The organism is Pseudoduganella aquatica (genome assembly GCF_009857595.1).
Classification (GTDB): Bacteria; Pseudomonadota; Gammaproteobacteria; order Burkholderiales; family Burkholderiaceae_D; genus Rugamonas; species Rugamonas aquatica_A.
Genome location: NZ_WWCU01000016.1, coordinates 62,052 through 79,741, shown reverse-complemented (window position 1 = coordinate 79,741; position 17,690 = coordinate 62,052). Strand labels below are relative to the sequence as shown.

Below are 17,690 nucleotides of genomic sequence, written 5' to 3'. Positions count from 1 at the left end.
TAACGTGACTGGCGTCCGGCCCCGGCAGCCCCGCCCCGGATCAGGCCGCGATGCGCGAGCGCGAACTGGCGGCCACCAGCAGCATGGCGCAGCCCAGGCCCGCGAAGGCCGCTTGCAGGCTGGAGGCGTGGGCGATGAAGCCGATCAGCGCGGGGCCTGCCAAGATGCCCGCGTAGCCTATGGTGGTGATGGCACCCACCGCCAGGCCGGCGGGCATGTCCCGCTGGCGGCCCGCCGCCGTGAACAGGATGGGCACGATGTTGGACGCGCCCAGTCCCACCAGCACGAAGCCGAGCAGCGCGGCGGCGGGCGAGGGCGCCAGCACGGCGGTGAAGAAGCCGGCGGCCGCGCACAGGCCGCCCGCCAGCAGCACGCGCTGGCCGCCGAAGCGCGCCACGATCTTGTCGCCGCTGAAGCGGCCCAACGTCATGGCGACCGCGAAGGCGGCGTAACCGAGGCCGCCCTGGTCCGCGCTGGCGCCGACGCCGGTGGTGAGCAGCAGCGCGCTCCAGTCCAGCACCGCGCCTTCTGCCATGAAGCAGGCGAAGCACAGCAGGCCGATGACCACGACCGCGCCGCGCGGCGCCACGAACAGGCGCTTGTCCTCCGAGCCGCCTGCGTCCGCGTGCGCGGCCGGATCGGCGGGCAGCAGCTTGGGCGCCGCCACGGCCAGGACCGCTGCGGCGACGGCGGCGGTCAGCACGGCGGCCATCAGCGTATCCATGCCGGCCCACAGCAGCAGCGCCATGCCGCCCGCACCGGCGATGCCGCCCACGCTGAACATGCCATGGAAGCCGGACATCAGCGCGCGGCCGCTCTCCTTCTCCACTTGCACGGCCTGCACATTGATGGCCACGTCCAGCGTGCCGATGGTGGCGCCGAACAGGAACAGGGTCACGCCCAGCAGCAGCGGCGTGGGGGCGATGGCGAGGAAGGGCAGCACCGCGCACACCAGCGCGCCGGACACCAGCACCACCGGACGGCAGCCAAAGCGCGACGTCAGCGTGCCCGTGACGGGCATGGCGAGCAGGGAGCCGATGCCGAGGCACAGCAGCAGCATGCCGAGCTGCGAAGCCTCCAGGTTCAGGCGCTCCTTCGCATACGGCACCAGCGGCGCCCAGGCGGCCATGGTGATGCCGGCGGTCAGAAATCCAAGGCGGGTGGAGAGTCGGTGTGCTGCTGAGTTGTTCATGAGTGCGGATGGCGTTGGCGCTAACGAGATGTTCCGCAATTGTACGCGGGCTGCCTCCGTTTCGCTGACCTGCTGAGATTGGCTTGGGTCAGGCTGGAGTTGAAATTGGCGCGCTGCATGTGGAGCTATTGTGCCTTACTGCCCACGCAAGCTGGCAGAGTTGAGACCAGTTGAGAGCCCATTCGTCCAGCTTGCGCACAAGTTCGCCGTTCTCAACTATGAGTAACTCGTACTTCTTTATTTCGCTGGGGGGAAGCAGAGGGTGCTCAATTTCCTCGTACCGTTTCTCGATGAGCAGTAATGTGCGGCTCAGTCCGTCTCGTTGCCACTGGAGTTCATATTGCTCGCAGACTTGCTCGGGATGAAAGATGAATTCGGCGTTCGCGCTCTTGGCAAGCCGGCGCCATTTGACCTCGCAATTTTCGGTCCTGGCGAGAACATCTTCATAGAGATGGGCAGCTGAAGTCATAATCCCTCCGAGAAGGTGCGCAAATCTTTCAATGCTTCGATCAGCGCAGCTCGACTACCGTTCGCCAGCAAGCTATGCAGGTCAATTAATAAGCGTTGTTTCGCCCTTGGCCGTGGCGGCAAATGGCGCTTCAATGCATTCAATTTTGCTTGCTCTTCGGGGCGCCACGGGAGCGGTGGCAGCATGCAGATCCCTTCGATCTCATCGATTAAGAATCGCAGTCGCTGCTTGCGCTGATATTTAATTATATTCGCTTTGATGCTGCGCACGTAGGCGAGCGATAGGAGCGAGACGGCCAAGCCGAGAATCGATGCCCAGCCGGAGTAGAAGGCGAGCTGATCTGGTGACATGCGAGCCTCCAGCCTGAGGTAAATTCCAAGTTTACGGCGGCTGGGGCGGGCGTGCGTTGCGGTGGGTCAGGTGTTGAGGGTGAACTCGGTGAACGAGGTTTCCGCGACCGGCGCCTTTTGCTCCGGCTCTTCGTGCTTGCTGTCCGGGCCGTTGTTGAGCAGCCAGAGCAGGTTGGTGGCCGAGTCGGCGTTGGCGAGCGCTTCTTCCTGGCTGATCAGGCCTTGCTGCACCAGCTGGAACAAGGCCATCTCGAACGATTGCGAGCCGGACGACAGGCTCTTTTCCAGCGCTTCCTTGATCTGGCTGATTTCGCCTTTTTCGATCAGGTCCGCGATGTGGCGGGTGTTGAGCATCACCTCCACGGCCGCCGTGCGCGTGCCGCCGCTGACCGAGCGTATCAGGCGCTGCGAGACAATGGCTTTCACCGTCGACGACAAGTCCTGCAGCAGCGCCGCGCGGTTCTCGATCGGGTAGAAGCTGATGATGCGGTTCAGCGCGTTGTAGCTGTTGTTGGCGTGCAGCGTGGCCAGCACCAGGTGGCCCGACTGCGCGTAGGCCAGCGCGGCGGCCATGGTTTCGCGGTCGCGGATCTCGCCGATCAGGATGCAGTCCGGCGCCTGGCGCATGGAGTTGCGCAGCGCGGTGTAGAAGTCCTTGGCGTCGCTGCCGATCTCGCGCTGGTTGACGATGGATTTCTTGTTCTTGAACAGATACTCGATGGGATCTTCGAGCGTGAGGATATGGCCCGAGCGCAGTTCGTTGCGGTGGTCCAGCATGGAGGCGATGGTGGTCGACTTGCCGGAACCGGTGGCGCCCACCAGCAGCAGCAGGCCGCGCTTTTCCATGATCAGCTCCGCCAGGATGGGCGGCAGGGCCAGCTCGGCCAGCGCCGGGATATTGGCCGGCACAAAGCGGAACACGGCCGAGATGCTGCCGCGCTGGCGGAAGGCCGACAGGCGGAAGCGGCCCAGGTTGGGCACCGAGACGCCCATGTTCAGCTCATTCTCGCGCTCCAGTTCCGCCATCTGCTCGGGCGAGCAGATTTCGGCCAGCAGCGCGTGAATGTTTTCCGGCTCCAGCTTCTGCTGGTTGATCGGAATCAGGTTGCCGTTGATCTTGATGTGAACAGGCGAATTGACCGCGAAGAACATGTCCGACGCGTTCTTTTCCTTCATCAGCTGGAACAGGCGGTCCATTGCCATGGTGCTCTCCATGCGGCGGGTTACGGCGCGCTGCGCCTAACCCGCCCTACGATTTGTCAATGTCACCCGTCGATGCAACCGGGCGAGTAGGGCGGGTTAGCGGGAACCGCGTAACCCGCCATTGCATCAGATACCGCGCAGCAGTTCGTTGATGCCGGTCTTGGAGCGGGTCTGCGCGTCGACGCGCTTGACGATCACCGCGCAGTACAGGCTGTACTTGCCGTCGTCCGACGGCAGCGAGCCCGATACCACCACCGAACCCGAAGGGATGCGGCCATAGGTCACTTCGCCGGTGGCGCGGTCGTAGATCTTGGTCGACTGGCCGATGTACACGCCCATCGAGATCACCGAGTTCTCTTCCACGATCACGCCTTCAACGATCTCCGAACGCGCGCCGATGAAGCAGTTGTCTTCGATGATGGTCGGATTGGCCTGCATCGGCTCCAGCACGCCGCCGATGCCCACGCCGCCGGACAGGTGCACGTTCTTGCCGATCTGCGCGCAGGAACCCACGGTGGCCCAGGTGTCGACCATCGCGCCTTCATCGACGTAAGCGCCGATGTTGACGTAGGACGGCATCAGCACCACGTTCTTGGCGATGAAGGAGCCGCGGCGCGCAACGGCCGGCGGCACCACGCGGAAACCGCCGGCCTGGAAGTCGGCTTCGGTGTAGTTGGCGAACTTGGTCGGTACCTTGTCGTAGAACTGCATGGTGCCGTCGGACGGCAGCACCACGTTGTTCTCCAGGCGGAACGACAGCAGCACGGCTTTCTTGATCCACTGGTTCACTACCCAGGTGCCGGTGTCTTTTTGCGCCACGCGCAGGGAGCCGTTGTCCAGGCCGGCCAGCACGTGCGAGACGGCGTCGCGCAGTTCGGCGCTGCCGTTGGCGGGGTTGATCTCGGCGCGGTTGTCCCAGGCTTGTTCGATGATGTTTTGCAGTTGTTGGGTCATGATGCTCTTCTTTATTTGGACAGGTTTTTGCAGAATTGAACGATGCGGCGCGCCGCTTCCAGGCCTTCTTCGGTCTCGGCGACCAGCGCCATGCGGATGCGGTTGCGGCCAGGGTTGATGCCGTGCGCTTCGCGCGCCAGGTAGCTGCCGGGCAGTACGGTGACATTATATTCGGCGTACAGGCGCTGGGCGAACTCGGTGTCCGACAGGCCGGTGCGGCTGACGTCGGCCCACAGATAGAAGCCGGCGTCCGGCAGCGCCACGTCCATCACCTGCTGCAGCAGCGGGGTGATGGCGGCGAACTTGGCGCGGTACTGGGTGCGGTTGGCTTCGACGTGGGTCTCGTCGTTCCAGGCCGCCACCGACGCAGCCTGCACGGAAGGGCTCATGGCCCCGCCGTGGTAGGTGCGGTACAACAGGAATTTTTTCAGCACTTCGGCGTCGCCGGCCACGAAGCCGGAGCGCATGCCCGGTACATTGGAGCGCTTGGAGAGGCTGGAGAACACCACCAGGCGCGCGTAAGGGCGCTCCACGGTGGACAGGCCCAGCATGTGGGCCGCCTGCAGCGCACCCAGGGGCGCTTCCTCGCCGTGGTAGGTCTCGGAGTAGCACTCGTCGGCGGCGATCACGAAGTTGTAGCGCTCGGACAGCGCGAACAGGTTTTCCCAGTCCGTCAGCGACAGCACGGCGCCGGTCGGATTGCCGGGCGAGCACAGGAACAGCAGCTGCACGCGCTCCCACACCGAGGCGGGAATGCTGTCGTAATCGCAGCCGAAGTTGCGGGCCGGGTCCGAATTCACGAAGTAGGGCTCGGCGCCGGCCAGGTAGGCCGCGCCTTCATAGATCTGGTAGAACGGGTTGGGCGACACCACGAGCGCCTTGGCGGCCGGGTCGATCACCGTCTGCGCCAGCGCGAACAGCGCCTCGCGCGAGCCGTTCACCGGCAGCACCTGGGTGGCCGGGTTCAACGCGGGCAGGCCGTAGCGGCGCTCCAGCCAGCCGCAGATGGCGCCGCGCAGCGCCTCCGAGCCGATGGTGGTGGGGTAGGTGGCCAGGCCGCTGATATTGTCCACCAGCGCCTGCTGGATGAACGGCGGCGTGGGGTGTTTCGGCTCGCCCATGCCCAGGCTGATGGCGGAATAGTCGGGGTTCGGCTTCACCTGGGCAAACAGCTGGCGCAGCTTTTCGAACGGATATGGTTGCAGCTTATCGAGATGTGGATTCACAGGCGGACCAAAGAGCGGAAATCGGAACCAGCCATTATAGCGCCAGCGGCGCGGCATTGTGCGGCGCAGCGCTGCGGCTGGTTTATTAAAAGACAACATCATGCAATAATGGCCGTTCCTTATACAGCGAAACGCCAGCATGCAAGCCGACACCGCGCAAACCGTACTGGAATCGTCCACCAACCTCAGCACCGGCTATGCGCGCATCGCGGCCGGCTTGCTGCAGGGGCTGGGCGTGTACCTGCTCCATCTGGCCGTCGTCAGCAAGGCCTGGCCCGCCACCTCCCCCTTGCTGTTCTTGCCGTTGCTGATGGCCTGCGTGCTGCTGCCGGTCCTGCTGATTTCGGGCCTGGGTCACCTCCAGGGCCGCAAGCTGGCGGCCTGGCTGGCGCTGGCCGCGCTCGCCGTCGTCGCCTTCGCGCTGCATGACGCGTGGCGCAACGCGGGCGCGCCGGGCTACGCCGGGCCGGAAGGGCAGGTGCGCTTGCCGTCGGCGCTGGTATCGGTTTTCAGCGCGGCGTTCTGCTTTATTGCGCATTCCATGGTCAAGGCGGGCGCGCAGGATGAGCGCTGGCTGGCCAGCTACGCCACGTATTTTGAAACCGCCTGGAAGCTGTTCATCCAGTGCGCGTTTTCCGCCATGTTTGTAGGCGCCACCTGGGCCATGCTGGCGCTGGGCTCCGAACTGTTCATGCTCGTCAAGCTGAGCTTCCTGCACACGCTGCTTGGCAAAGCCTGGTTCATTGCGCCGGTAATGTGCTTCGCGTTCGCCTGCGCCATGCACATTACCGACGTGCGGCCCGCCATCGTGCGCGGCATCCGCACGCTGCTGCTGGTGCTCATGTCCTGGCTGCTGCCGGTGACCGTGCTGCTGCTGGGCGGCTTCTTGTGCACGCTGCCGTTCACGGGGCTGGACGCGCTGTGGAAAACCGGCCACGCCACCGCCGTGCTGCTGGGCGCGGACGCCATGCTGGTAGTGCTCATCAACGCCGCGTACCAGAACGGCGAGGTGGAGCGCAGCGTGGCGCCCTTGGTGCGCCTGGCCGCGCGCGTTGGCGCCATGCTGCTGTTGCCGGTGATGGCGATCGCCGTGTATGCGCTGGCGCTGCGGGTGGGCGACTACGGCTGGAGTTCGGACCGCATCATCGCGGCCGCCTGCCTGCTGGTGGGCACGTTCTACGCCGTCGGCTACGCCTTCGGCGCCTGGCGGCGGGACGCCTGGCTGCCCACCCTGGCCACGACCAATGTGGGCGCTGCTTGCCTGGTGCTGGCCGTGCTGTTCGCCCTGTTCACGCCGCTGGCCGATCCGGCCCGCATCTCGGTCAATAGCCAGATGGCGCGCCTGGAAAGCGGCGCAGTGAAGGCGGACAAGTTCGACTATGAATACCTGAGATTCGAAGGCGCGCGCTATGGCCGCGCCGCGCTGGAAAGCCTCAAGCTGGCCGGCGGTCCGGACGGGCCGCAAAAGCGCGCAGGCGCCGCCGCCGCGCTGGCCACGGATTACCGCAGCTGGCGCGCCCCGGCCGAGATGGCGGTGGCGGTCGACATCAGCACCAACCTGGCCGTGTGGCCGCAAGGCAGCCGCCTGCCGGACGGCTTCCCGCTGCGCAGCTGGACCGCGCGCAACCTGCACGGCGCCCTCGCGCCGCGCTGCCTGCGCGAGCAGGGCGCGCATTGCGACGCCTTTTTGCTGGACCTGACCGGCGACGGCAAGCCCGAGGTCGTGGTGGTGGGCACGGAACTGTCCGACAGCTCGGCGGTGCTGGGCGAGCAGGGCGGCAAGTGGGAGCAGGTCGGCAGCCTGCCATACGCCCTGGCCGGCTGCGCACCCTTGCTGGCCAAGCTCAAGGCGGGCGAAGTCCGGGCGGTGGCCAAGCCCATGATGGACCTGGAAGTGGGTGGCCAGCGCATCGTGGCCAACCCAACCAGGCTGGAACGCACGAAACTCTGCAGCGCAACCCCAGAACCGCTGCCGCATTGATACGCTGAACCGGTGCGCGCCGGCCGTGCGCACCGCCGCCGCGCATAGGCGTAATATGGATAGCCCCGCTACCTGAGGAGGCAATATGGCCAGCATCCAGCAAATCGTACCTTGCCTGTGGTTTGACTCGCAGGCGGAAGACGCCGCCAACTTCTATATTGGCATCTTCGATAATTCCAAAATCACGCAGATTACGCACTACACCGAGGCCGGCAAGGATATCCACGGCCGCCAGCCCGGGTCCGTGCTGACGGTGTCGTTCTCGCTCAACGGCACGGAATTCACCGCCATGAACGGCGGTCCGATGTTCAAGTTCAGTGAAGCCATTTCGTTCCAGGTGATGTGCGAGAGCCAGCAGGAATTGGACCGCTACTGGCTGCACCTGGGCGAGGGTGGCGATCCGGCCGCGCAGCAGTGCGGTTGGCTGAAGGACAAATTCGGCCTATCCTGGCAGGTGGTGCCGCGCGTGCTGATGGAGATGATCAAGGACCACGGCGCCGCCAAGACCGAGCGCGTCATGGCCGCCCTGATGGGCATGAAGAAGCTCGACATCGCCGCGCTGCAGCGCGCCTACGCCGGTTAGCACAGAGCCGCCATCGAGCGGCGCATCCTGAAAGGAGACAAGCCATGCAAGCGCAACCCCTGATTGCCGTCAGCGACGTCGAAGCGAGCAGCCGCTGGTATCAAACCGTGCTTGGCGCGCGCAGCGCCCACGGCGGCAAGGACTATGAACAGCTGATGTTCGGCGAGCGCCTTATCCTGCAGCTGCACCGCTGGGAGGCGCACGGCCATGCCCACATGGGCGACCCGGAGAAGCGGCCCTACGGCAACGGCGTGCTGCTGTGGTTCCACACCGAAGACTTCGACGAAGCGGTGGAGCGCGCCGCCTCCATCTCCGCCGTGGTGCTGGACGGCCCGCGCGAAAACACCAACGCCTCCCACCGCGAAATCTGGCTGCGCGACCCCGACGGCTATGTGGTCGTTATCGCCGGGCCGTATGGCGACACGGGCATGTAGTCAGCTTTTGAACTGGGCCGCCAGGAAGTCGATGAAGGCGCGCAGTTTGGCGGGCTGGTGCTGGCGGCTGGGGTAGTAGGCGTACAGGTCGGCCGAGGGCAGGGCGTAGTCGGGCAGCACCACTTGCAGGCGGCCGCTGTCCAGGTATTTGGCCAGGTCCCACTCGGAGCGCAGCAGGATGCCGTGGCCGTCCAGCGCCCAGCCCAGCACCACGTCGCCGTCGTTGCTGGACAGCCCGCCGCGCACCTTCACCGATTCGGTCTTGCGGCCTTTGCTCAGGCGCCAGGTGGCGTAGGCGTCGTCGTTCTGGCGGTGCAGGATGCAGCGGTGCTGCGCCAGGTCCTGCGGCGCGGCGGGCGCGCCGGCTCGCTTCAGATAGGCCGGCGAGGCGCACAGGAAGCGCCGGTTGGACATGATCTTGCGCGCGCTCAGCCGCGTGTCGGGCAGCTCGCCGAAGCGGATGCCGAGGTCATATGCTTCCTCCACCAGGTTGATGGCGCGGTCCGTCAGCTGCAGTTGCACGTCCACCTCCGGATACGCCTGCGCAAAGGCGGACACCAGCGGCGCGATGGCGGTGCGGCCGAAGCCCAGCGTGGCGTTCACGCGCAGCAGGCCTTTCGGCGCGGCGCGGCTGCTGGACACCGACTCCTCCATGGCACGGATGTCGGCCAGGATCTGCGTGGCCTGCGCCAGATAGGTCTCGCCCTCGCTGGTCAGGCTGACGCGGCGCGTGGTGCGGTTCACCAGCCGCACGCCGAGGCGCTGCTCCATCAGCATCAACCGCTTGGTGGCGGCCGGCGGCGTGATGGCCAGCTCGCGCGCCGTGGCCGACAGGCTGCCCAGCTTGGCCAGCAGCACGAAAAAACCCAGTTCGGACGTGTCGCTTTTCACTTTAAGTAAATAATCATGTAAATAGTGATGAATTATAGCGCCGCTGTTTAAGGCTATGCTGGTGTCATTCCCAACCAGGAGACTTAGCATGAAAATCGTCAGCATCCTCGAAAAGACCCTGCCCATCAGCTCCCCGATCCGCAACGCCTACATCGACTTCAGCAAAATGACCTTGAGCCTGGTGGCCGTGGTCACGGACGTGGTCCGCGACGGCAAGCCGGTAGTCGGCTACGGCTTCAACTCCAACGGCCGCTACGGCCAGGGCATGCTGATGCGCGAGCGCTTCATCCCGCGCATCCTGGAGGCCGATCCGGCCACGCTGGTCAGCGACGACGGCAGCAACCTCGATCCGCACAAGATCTGGAACTGCATGTACACCAACGAAAAGCCGGGCGGCCACGGCGAGCGCTCCGTGGCCATCGGCACCATCGACATGGCGATCTGGGACGCGGTGGCCAAGATCGCCAACAAGCCCTTGTACCAGCTGCTGGCCGAGCGCTACGGCAACGGCACGCCGGACAAGAAGGTGTTTGTGTACGCGGCGGGCGGCTACTACTATCCCGGCCAAAGCCACGACGCGCTGAAGGACGAGATGCGCAGCTATATCGACCGCGGCTACACGGTGGTGAAGAAGAAGATCGGCGGCGCCTCGCTGGACGAAGACCTGCGCCGCATCGACTCCATCCTGAGCGTGCTGGGCGACGGCCAGAAGCTGGCGGTGGACGCCAACGGCCGCTTCGACCTGGACACCGCCATCGCCTACGCGAAGGCACTCAAGCAGTACGACCTGTTCTGGTACGAGGAAGCGGGCGACCCGCTGGACTTCGAGCTGCAGGCCACGCTGCGCAGCTACTACGACAAGCCCATGGCCACCGGCGAGAACCTGTTCTCGATGCAGGATGCGCGCAACCTGATCCGCTACGGCGGCATGCGCCCGGACCGCGACTGGCTGCAGTTCGACTGCGCGCTGAGCTACGGCCTGGTGGAATATCTGCGCACGCTGGACATGCTGCACGAACACGGCTGGTCGCGCACGCGCTGCATTCCGCACGGCGGGCACCAGATGTCGCTGAATATCGCGGCGGGCCTGGGCCTGGGCGGCAACGAGTCTTATCCGGATTTGTTCCAGCCCTTCGGCGGCTTCCCGGACGGCGTGAGCGTGGACAACGGCTACATCACCATGCCCAATCTGCCGGGCATCGGCTTCGAAGGCAAGTCCAACCTGTACGCGGAGATGCGCGCGCTGAGCGGGCAGTGAGCCGCTGCCGCTTCAATTGCGGCGGATGGACATGCAGTGCGGCCCGGGCGCAGTGGCCACCAGCTTCCACGTGCCTGAGACGCGCTGCAAAAGACGGAAGCTGGAGCTGTCCCCGGTGTAGTCGGTGATGGCGATTTCGTCCTGGCCGTCGCCGTCGAGATCGGCGTTGCTCATGAAGGCGCTGGCGAACAGCACTTTCTTGGCGCGCGCCATCTGGTTCAGACGGTGGAACACCATGCCATATTTGCCGCTCTGGTCCGGCTCGGCGATCAGCGTCAGCGTGTAAGTATGTTTGGGGCCGTCGTCGCCGCCCAGGTTGGCAAGCAGCAGCGGCTTGCTGCTGCCAAGCAGGGGCAGGGCGACGGCTGTTTGCAGGCTCTCGTTCTCGCTGCGCATTTGCGCCAGCGCGCGGGCGATCTCCGTGGAAGAGATGCCTGCCGCGCGCAGCACAGGCGTCGCCAGCTCGTCCAGCACTGCGTAGTCGGCCGGGCGAGGCGCGGTCGGGTCGGCGCTCAGGGCGAAGTAATTTGTGGCCAGGGTGGCGAACGGCAGCTCGCCTTCATGGTTGGCGACGCCCCACGTTACCGGGCAGTTTGCCACGGTATCGTCGCGGTCGAATTCTCCCGCCGGCCCCATGCTGCCGGTGGTGGTTTTTTCGCCGGCCAGCACGTAGAGGGTCTGGCTCTCGTTGAAGTAGTGCTGATTCAGATAGCTTTGCTGCTGCTCGACATTGCCGGGCGCGTTGAAGTCGACAATGTGGCGGTTTGCCAGCCGCGCCAGCGGCATCAGCGTGGAGCCCTGCTTTGCGAAGATGGCGCCGTTTTCATCGGGAGGGCGTGGCCGCTTCAGCGGCGCCGCCTGCAGCGCGCCATGCAGGGCGAGCGCACCGCACATGCCGAGTATGCGCAGGCGGCTCAGCATCCGTACGACGCCCCGTGAACCGTCTTGCTCCATTTTCCTGCCACTTTCTGGATCACGAAATAACTTCCCCATTCATAGCCTCTGCTCGACAGGATCAATTCGTCTATGCCGTCGCCGTCCAGGTCCGCGTTGTAGTGGAAAGTGTCGGCATACATGCTGGCTTCGCCGCCGCCGCTGCCGATATTGAAGTCTTCGTACGCCAGCCTATACTTGCCGGTCTTGTCGGCTTCCGCGATGACGGTCAGCGAGTAGCTGGGGCCGGAATCATTGTCTTCCACGGACACGCTGGCAATCAGCAAAGGGTTGGCGCCGCCGCGTACCGGTACTGCCGCAAAGCCTTCCAGTGCATTTCGGCCCTTCGACGGGCGCAGCAGCATGCGTTCGCGGTAGGCGGGATGGACGCCGTTGCGGCGCAGGATGTTGGCGATGATGGTGTTCATCGTTCCATAGGCGGCAGGGACGGGTACCTCGTACGCCGGGCTGGGGCGCAATGGGTAGTTGGTGGCGATACCCTGGGTCTCGCCGCCGTCAAACGGGCGGACCGCCGCAGTCTGCGCGTCGCAATAGCTCTGGGCCATGCCCGTTACCTGGATTTTTCGCGAGACGCCGCCCGCATGCACATGCAAAATGCGGCCGGGCTGAAAGGCCATGTCCAGCAGCTTACCGGGTAGCGGCTCGTCCGATCCGCTGCCGGGCATTCCCAGCAGCTTCCCATTGCGTAGCATGGCGAACATCTTCACGCCTTCAGTGGTACTGATGAAGATCAGTTGCGGCTCGCCCTGCTGGCGCACCACCGCGCCGCTGGCCATGGCGTCCAGCCTGGCGCGCGCGGCGGCGAGCGCACGTTTGTCGCCCCCGGCTTCCAGCACTTGGATCATGGCGTGGTGCGTGGCGGGGTTGAGCGGTTCCAGTTCGAGCGCACGCTCTGCCAGGCCGCGCCGCCGTCTGACGTCGTCCGCAGGCAGCGCAGCCAGCTCCGCGAGCAGCCGGCCGGCTTGCGGCCGGGCGGATTCAAATTGTCCGTTTTTCACCCAACCCTGCGGCCCGTCTTCAGTGCGTGCCTGGACAAGCACGCTGCTGCCGGAACGACACAGAAGCAGTAGTTCCACGCCCATGGGAATGCGCCGCAGTTCCGGCGACGCGGAGCCGGCATTGTCCTTGCCGTTCGCCAGATAGACAGCCAGTTGCGATACGTAGCCGAGGTGGTCCTTGTCCCGTTTGTCCGGCGGTTTTCCTTGCGCGTCGCACACAGGTATGGACGGCGGCGCGGGCTTGGCGGGCGCAGCAAGCGCAGGAGGCGCATGGCCGAGCAGAAGCGCCGGTACAAGCGCGAGCCCGGCCAGCGCAGCGGGTGTGCAGGCGTGCGGGCGCGTCATTCAGGCTGGTCGGCCGGGCCGCTCCACACCTGCTGCGCCACGCGCATCATGTTGCGGCCCATGACCATTTCGATTTCGCTGACGGACATGCCCAGTTTGCGCAGCTCCGGCGCGATGGTGCGCCATACGCTGGGTGGCGTGAAGGTGGGCGGCGAGTCGGCGCGGTAGCCGGCGGAGGCGGGCCACCAGTGCGAGGGATCGAAGCCGCCGGGCGGCGTGTCGTCCAGATCCTTTTGCTGGAAGCAGATATCGGTCCCTATGCCCACGTGCGCCACACCGGCCAGTTCGGCGATGTAGGCCACGTGGCGCGCCACGTCCGCCGCGCCTGGGCTGGCGCTGCCGAGGAACCAGGACAGGCCGGACACGCACACCACGCCGCCGGTGCCGGCGCAGGCGAGTATCTGCTCGTCGGTCACGTTGCGGCCGTGCGGCACCAGGCCGTAGGCGTTGGCGTGGCTGAAGATCACCGGCTTGGACGAGGCGGCCATGATGTCCAGCGTGCTGCGCAAGCCCGTGTGCGCGCAGTCCATCAGCACGCCCGCGTCGTTCACCGCCTGCACCATGCGGTGGCCCAGCTGCGTGAGGCCGTAGGCCGTGTCGTGGCAGCCGCCGGCCACGCTGTTGTTGCGGTTGTAGGCGAAGTGGATCTGGCGCACGCCCAGCTGCGCGTACAGCGCCACCATGTCCGGCTGGTCCAGCAGCGGCATGGAGCCTTCCAGGTCGAAGGAGATGGCCATCTTGCCGTCGGCGGCGGCCTGGATGATGTCGTCCACGGTGGACACCAGCACATAGCGCTCCGGTTCGGAGGCAATGGTGGCGCGGTAGCCGGCGATGACGGACATCACCTGCGAGACCGGATTCATGTCGGCGCCCACGTTCAGCGACACGTAATTGACGCCTGCGGAGCGCAGCTGCGCCACCGGCGCGAAGTCGGCTTGCGGATGCTGCGGCAGGCAAATGTGGGCGTCCCAGTTGATCATTGAAGGTGCGGGTAAGTGTTTTTAACTTGGTAATATTCCCATGAATACAAGTTCGCGGCAACCGGCAAATTGGCGCGTGCCGCAGCGGATGGCGTATACTGTCCGGTTCTCCACGCCATTCACTCCAGGTATACATGTCCTTTTCCTCGCTAGGCCTCGCGCCTTCGCTGCTCAACGCCGTCACTGAAATTGGCTACACCGAGCCGACCGCCATCCAGTCCGCCGCCATTCCCGCCGCCCTGCGCGGCGAAGACGTGCTGGGTTCCGCGCAGACCGGCTCCGGCAAGACCGCCGCTTTCGCGCTGCCGATGCTGAATGCGCTGCTGGCGAAGCGGAACGCGCCTGGCGGCAAGGACGGCGCGCGCGGCCTGCACGGCCTGGTGCTGGTGCCCACGCGCGAGCTGGCGGCCCAGGTGGGCGAGGCGATCCGCGTGCTGGTGCAGCATCTGCCGGTGCCGTTGAAGGTGTCCATCGTGTTTGGCGGCGTGTCCATCAATCCGCAGATGATGGCGCTGCGCGGCGGCGCGGACATCGTGGTGGCCACGCCGGGCCGCCTGCTGGACCTGATCGAGCACAACGCGCTGGATATTTCTTCCACCGCCACGCTGGTGCTGGACGAGGCGGACCGCCTGCTGGACATGGGCTTTACCGAGGAGATAGGCCGCATCCTGGCGCTGCTGCCTGCGCGCCGCCAGAACCTGTTTTTCTCGGCCACCTTCCCGAGCGCGGTGCAGACGCTGGCGCACCACCTGCTGCGGAATCCTGTGCGGGTGGAGGCGGCGTCCGCGCCGCAGCACGAGCCGGATATCGCGCAGCGCGCCATCGAGGTGGACGCGGTGCGCCGCCAGGTGCTGCTCAAGCATCTGATCAAGGAGAACAAGTGGAGCCGGGTGCTGGTGTTCGTGGCGACCAAGTACGCCTCCGAACACGTGTCGGAGAAGCTGCGCCGCAACGGCATCCGCGCCGAAGCCTTCCACGGCGATTTCAGCCAGGGCGCGCGCACGGAGGTGCTGGCGGACTTCAAGAACGCACGCTTGCAGGTGCTGGTGGCCACGGACGTGGCGGCGCGCGGGATTGATATCGCGGAGCTGCCGGTGGTGGTGAACTTTGATTTGCCGCGCGCGCCGGCGGAGTACACGCACCGCATCGGCCGCACAGGACGTGCGGGCAAGAGCGGGATTGCGGTGAGCTTTGTGAGCGCGGATACGGAGGCGCATTTCCGGCTGATCGAAAACAGGCTGGGCATACGCGTGCCGCGCGAGCAGGTGGAAGGTTTTGAACCGGTCGAGGCGGCGCCCGTGCCGCATCCGGCCACCGATATCGTCAATGGCGGCATCAAGGGCAAGCGCAAGAGCAAGAAGGACAAGTTGCGCGAAGCGGCGGCAGCGGCTGCTTCGGAGTAGTCCCCGCCGGGCGCCGCCGGCAATTTATTCGGAGGCGAGGGCAATGCGCCTGCGCAGCCGCGCTGCTTCGGCCGCGTCTCCGGCCTTTTCGGCGCGCATGGCCTGCACATTGAGCCAGGCCAGCAGCGGCCGCCGCCATCCCTGTTCCGACGCGGTATCCACCGCCGCCGCTATCACCTGCGGCGTTGCGCGGTTGGCGCGGAACACCGCTCCCGCTGCCACCAGCCGTGACAGGGGATCCTTGATCGCCACCACCGCCGCGCCAGCCGCCGCGTCGTCCGCTGCGCCGGCCACGGCGCGGTGCTGTTCCGGCAAGCGTGCCGCATCGGACGGCGCCAGGCGCCCCGCAAGATAGGCCGCGTACTCGATATCCGCCCCCGACGCATCATGCGCATACTTCTGGAAGCCGGCGCATTCCTCCAGCACCAGTGACGCCAACCGCGTAGCGCAGCGCGCCAGCTCAACCCGCGCGGCCAGCTCAATATCCCCGGTGCTGGCGATCTGGCTGCGCACGCGCGCGAACTCGCTTTCCTCCACGCTGTCCTTGCCGCTCAGGTAGGCCGACTCGGCGCGTTCCAGCGAACCGTGCGCGTTCATTTTCCAGTCCGGCACCGGCGGCGCGCTGCCGCAGGCCGCCAGCAGCAAGGTGGCCGAGGCAATGGCGGCGGCGCGCAGGCGCGCTGTAGTCGTCTTCTTCATGGCAGCTTGATCTCCGTATCGCGCTTGAACGGCCATTTGCGGTTGATTTCATTGACCAGCTGCTCGATCTTGCGCAGGTTGGCGTCCACGTCGGCGCGCAGCGCGCCCAGGTCCTGCGTGGCGATGCGCGCGTTCGCGCCCACCGCCTGCGCCTCGGCCAGCACCGCGTCGAGCTTCTTCAAGCTGGCGCGCGCGTCCGACAGCAGGCCGTTCATCTGCACCACGGCCGCTTGCGTGTCGGTCACCACGCCATCCTTGCCGAACACGCGCGCATCCGCATTGCCCACCAGCCGGTCGGCCTTGACGATCAGCGAATTGGCGTTGCGCAGCAGTTCCTGCGCCTTCTTGTCCTCGCCCGCGATAAAGCCCATCGCCCCGCCCGGGCCGTTCAGCCGTTCCGTCACGCCGCGCACGTTTTCCAGGCTGGCGCCCAGCGCGGAATCGGCAGCGGTGAGGTTGGTCACGTTCTGCAGCAGTTCCTTGGCCGCGTTCAGCAGGCGCGGGATCTCGGCCGCCACGTCGCCCACCAGCATTTCGCGTTCGGCGCCGTCCGGCAGCGGCGGGTCGGCCGGGATGCCGCTGAAGGCGCGCAGCTTGGCGCCGCCCACCAGGCCGCGCTCCAGCGTGAAGATGCTGCTGGTGCGCAGCCAGTGCGCGTCCTTGGTCGGGATGTCGATCAGCACGCGCGCCTTGGCGTCCTTGCCCAGTTCTATGCGCTGTACGCGGCCAACCGGGAAGCCCGCAAAGGTCACGTCCATGCCCACGCTTACGCCTTCCGAATCGTCTGCGGTCAGCACCAGCCGCTGCGTGGCTTCGAACGCGCCGCGCGCGTACAGCAGGTAGACGGCGGTGCCCGCCACCAGCACAAACATGAGTATCAGCAGCAGGGCTGCTTTCAGCTCGGCGTTGCGGACGGGGGAGGCTTCTGGAGCCGGTGTGGGTTCGGTCATGATGGTTCGGGGTTCAGTAGTAGTTGCCCACCAGGGAGGCGGCTTCGATCAGCAGCAGCACGGAGAACATGCGCACCATGTCCGACAGGCCGTGCACATGGCGCAGCCGGCGCGAGCCGATATGGAAGGACGAGGCCAGCGGGATCAGGCCCACGGCCAGGCTGAAGAAAATAATCTTGAGCACCAGGATCAGCGCGACGGCGGGGTTGAAGATCTGGCCCACCACGCGGGTGTAGCCTTGCAGCGCATACGGCGTGAAGCCGTAGATGGCGAGATAGGCCAGCACCAGCGTGAGCACGCAGCTCACGGCGCCCAGCAGCCATACCGAGAACATGCCTGCCACCGCGCGCGGAAAGAACTCGTCGCGCAGGCCGGCCATGCCGCTTAGCGCGTTCCTGCCGCTGGCCGCCGTGCGCATCTGCGCAAATTCCACGCCGGCCGGCAGGGTGCTGCGCAAGGCCACGAACAGCGCCGTGATGAGCGGGATCAGTTCCAGCACCAGCACCCTCACCACCATCTCCAGCGCGTAGCGCGACAGGCCGTAGCTTTGCGAGGTCACCACCACGATGCGGATGATGACCAGGCTGATCAGCGCGGACACCAGCGTGAACCACGGCAGGTGGGGCGCGCTGCCGAGCACCAACTGGCGCGCCAGGGCAGGGCGGTGGCGCGCGTTGTAGCTGGACGGCGTGAGCGCGAGCGTGGCCACCAGCACGCTGAAGTGCAGCAGCTGCCACCAGCTTGCGATCCAGTCCATGGCCCAGTTCTGCATGTCGCGCAGCGGGGTTAGCAATGATGCCCGTGTAGTCATCTTGCCATC

18 protein-coding genes are annotated in these 17,690 nt (G+C 65.9%); 5 read left to right on the top strand and 13 right to left on the bottom strand.

All coding sequences use genetic code 11. The features are described 5' to 3' along the window. Positions 1-40 precede the first annotated feature (40 nt). The 6 genes from GTP77_RS15505 to dapC all read right to left on the bottom strand — a co-directional run bounded on the left by GTP77_RS15505 (position 41) and on the right by dapC (position 5,394). Positions 41-1,192: an MFS transporter gene (locus tag GTP77_RS15505; protein WP_161073054.1), complete on the bottom strand. Its 1,152-nt coding sequence runs from the start codon at positions 1,190-1,192 to the stop codon at positions 41-43. 88 nt (positions 1,193-1,280) lie between these two features. Beyond that, entirely contained in the window at positions 1,281-1,661 is a 381-nt protein-coding gene (locus tag GTP77_RS15500; RefSeq protein WP_161073053.1) for a hypothetical protein, read from the bottom strand. Beyond that, the gene (locus GTP77_RS15495) at positions 1,658-2,011 is read right to left on the bottom strand and encodes a hypothetical protein (protein ID WP_161073052.1); all 354 of its coding nucleotides are present in this window, start codon (positions 2,009-2,011) and stop codon (positions 1,658-1,660) included. The genes GTP77_RS15500 and GTP77_RS15495 overlap by 4 nt, the downstream gene beginning before the upstream one ends. A 66-nt stretch (positions 2,012-2,077) precedes the next feature. Further along, the gene (locus GTP77_RS15490; protein ID WP_161073051.1) at positions 2,078-3,214 is read right to left on the bottom strand and encodes a PilT/PilU family type 4a pilus ATPase; all 1,137 of its coding nucleotides are present in this window, start codon (positions 3,212-3,214) and stop codon (positions 2,078-2,080) included. Positions 3,215-3,340: 126 nt separating this feature from the next. Next, on the bottom strand, positions 3,341-4,168 hold the full coding sequence (dapD, locus tag GTP77_RS15485) for a 2,3,4,5-tetrahydropyridine-2,6-dicarboxylate N-succinyltransferase (protein WP_056397036.1): 828 nt from the start codon (positions 4,166-4,168) through the stop codon (positions 3,341-3,343). Positions 4,169-4,179: 11 nt separating this feature from the next. Then, complete coding sequence (gene dapC, locus GTP77_RS15480) at positions 4,180-5,394, bottom strand: succinyldiaminopimelate transaminase (protein ID WP_161073050.1); 1,215 nt, start codon at positions 5,392-5,394, stop codon at positions 4,180-4,182. 139 nt (positions 5,395-5,533) lie between these two features. Here dapC and GTP77_RS15475 point away from each other — a divergent pair, with 139 nt between their 5' ends. The 3 genes from GTP77_RS15475 to GTP77_RS15465 all read left to right on the top strand — a co-directional run bounded on the left by GTP77_RS15475 (position 5,534) and on the right by GTP77_RS15465 (position 8,392). After that, a complete protein-coding gene (locus GTP77_RS15475) occupies positions 5,534-7,375 on the top strand; it encodes a DUF4153 domain-containing protein (protein ID WP_161073049.1) in 1,842 nt (613 codons plus the stop codon). Positions 7,376-7,460: 85 nt separating this feature from the next. Next, positions 7,461-7,958: a VOC family protein gene (locus GTP77_RS15470; RefSeq protein WP_161073048.1), complete on the top strand. Its 498-nt coding sequence runs from the start codon at positions 7,461-7,463 to the stop codon at positions 7,956-7,958. 44 nt (positions 7,959-8,002) lie between these two features. Then, entirely contained in the window at positions 8,003-8,392 is a 390-nt protein-coding gene (locus GTP77_RS15465; RefSeq protein ID WP_161073047.1) for a VOC family protein, read from the top strand. Here the strand turns inward: GTP77_RS15465 and GTP77_RS15460 are convergent, their stop codons facing one another. Beyond that, complete coding sequence (locus GTP77_RS15460; RefSeq protein ID WP_161073046.1) at positions 8,393-9,283, bottom strand: LysR family transcriptional regulator; 891 nt, start codon at positions 9,281-9,283, stop codon at positions 8,393-8,395. A gap of 88 nt (positions 9,284-9,371) precedes the next feature. On the opposite strand from GTP77_RS15460, the gene GTP77_RS15455 reads away from it, so the two are divergent. Then, the gene (locus GTP77_RS15455) at positions 9,372-10,541 is read left to right on the top strand and encodes a mandelate racemase/muconate lactonizing enzyme family protein (RefSeq protein WP_161073045.1); all 1,170 of its coding nucleotides are present in this window, start codon (positions 9,372-9,374) and stop codon (positions 10,539-10,541) included. 12 nt (positions 10,542-10,553) lie between these two features. On the opposite strand, the gene GTP77_RS15450 is transcribed toward GTP77_RS15455, so the two are convergent. From GTP77_RS15450 to GTP77_RS15440, 3 genes are read right to left on the bottom strand one after another with little or no spacing between them, the layout of a single operon-like run. Beyond that, positions 10,554-11,462 carry a hypothetical protein gene (locus GTP77_RS15450; protein WP_161073044.1) on the bottom strand — a complete coding sequence of 303 codons (909 nt, stop codon included), beginning with the start codon at positions 11,460-11,462 and terminating at the stop codon, positions 10,554-10,556. Continuing rightward, complete coding sequence (locus GTP77_RS15445) at positions 11,456-12,838, bottom strand: hypothetical protein (protein ID WP_161073043.1); 1,383 nt, start codon at positions 12,836-12,838, stop codon at positions 11,456-11,458. The genes GTP77_RS15450 and GTP77_RS15445 overlap by 7 nt, the downstream gene beginning before the upstream one ends. Next, positions 12,835-13,818, bottom strand: a complete 984-nt coding sequence (locus GTP77_RS15440; protein ID WP_161073042.1) for a dipeptidase — start codon at positions 13,816-13,818, stop codon at positions 12,835-12,837. Before GTP77_RS15440 ends, GTP77_RS15445 begins: the two co-directional genes overlap by 4 nt. A 134-nt stretch (positions 13,819-13,952) precedes the next feature. Here GTP77_RS15440 and GTP77_RS15435 point away from each other — a divergent pair, with 134 nt between their 5' ends. Continuing rightward, positions 13,953-15,221: a DEAD/DEAH box helicase gene (locus GTP77_RS15435; protein WP_161073041.1), complete on the top strand. Its 1,269-nt coding sequence runs from the start codon at positions 13,953-13,955 to the stop codon at positions 15,219-15,221. 24 nt (positions 15,222-15,245) lie between these two features. On the opposite strand, the gene GTP77_RS15430 is transcribed toward GTP77_RS15435, so the two are convergent. From GTP77_RS15430 to GTP77_RS15420, 3 genes are read right to left on the bottom strand one after another with little or no spacing between them, the layout of a single operon-like run. Then, a complete protein-coding gene (locus GTP77_RS15430; protein WP_161073040.1) occupies positions 15,246-15,920 on the bottom strand; it encodes a hypothetical protein in 675 nt (224 codons plus the stop codon). Then, positions 15,917-16,870, bottom strand: coding sequence for an MlaD family protein (locus tag GTP77_RS15425; protein ID WP_161073039.1), 954 nt, complete (start codon positions 16,868-16,870; stop codon positions 15,917-15,919). Before GTP77_RS15425 ends, GTP77_RS15430 begins: the two co-directional genes overlap by 4 nt. Before the next feature lie 13 nt (positions 16,871-16,883). Continuing rightward, complete coding sequence (locus tag GTP77_RS15420; protein ID WP_229202214.1) at positions 16,884-17,681, bottom strand: MlaE family ABC transporter permease; 798 nt, start codon at positions 17,679-17,681, stop codon at positions 16,884-16,886. Between the last annotated feature and the right edge of the window lie 9 nt (positions 17,682-17,690).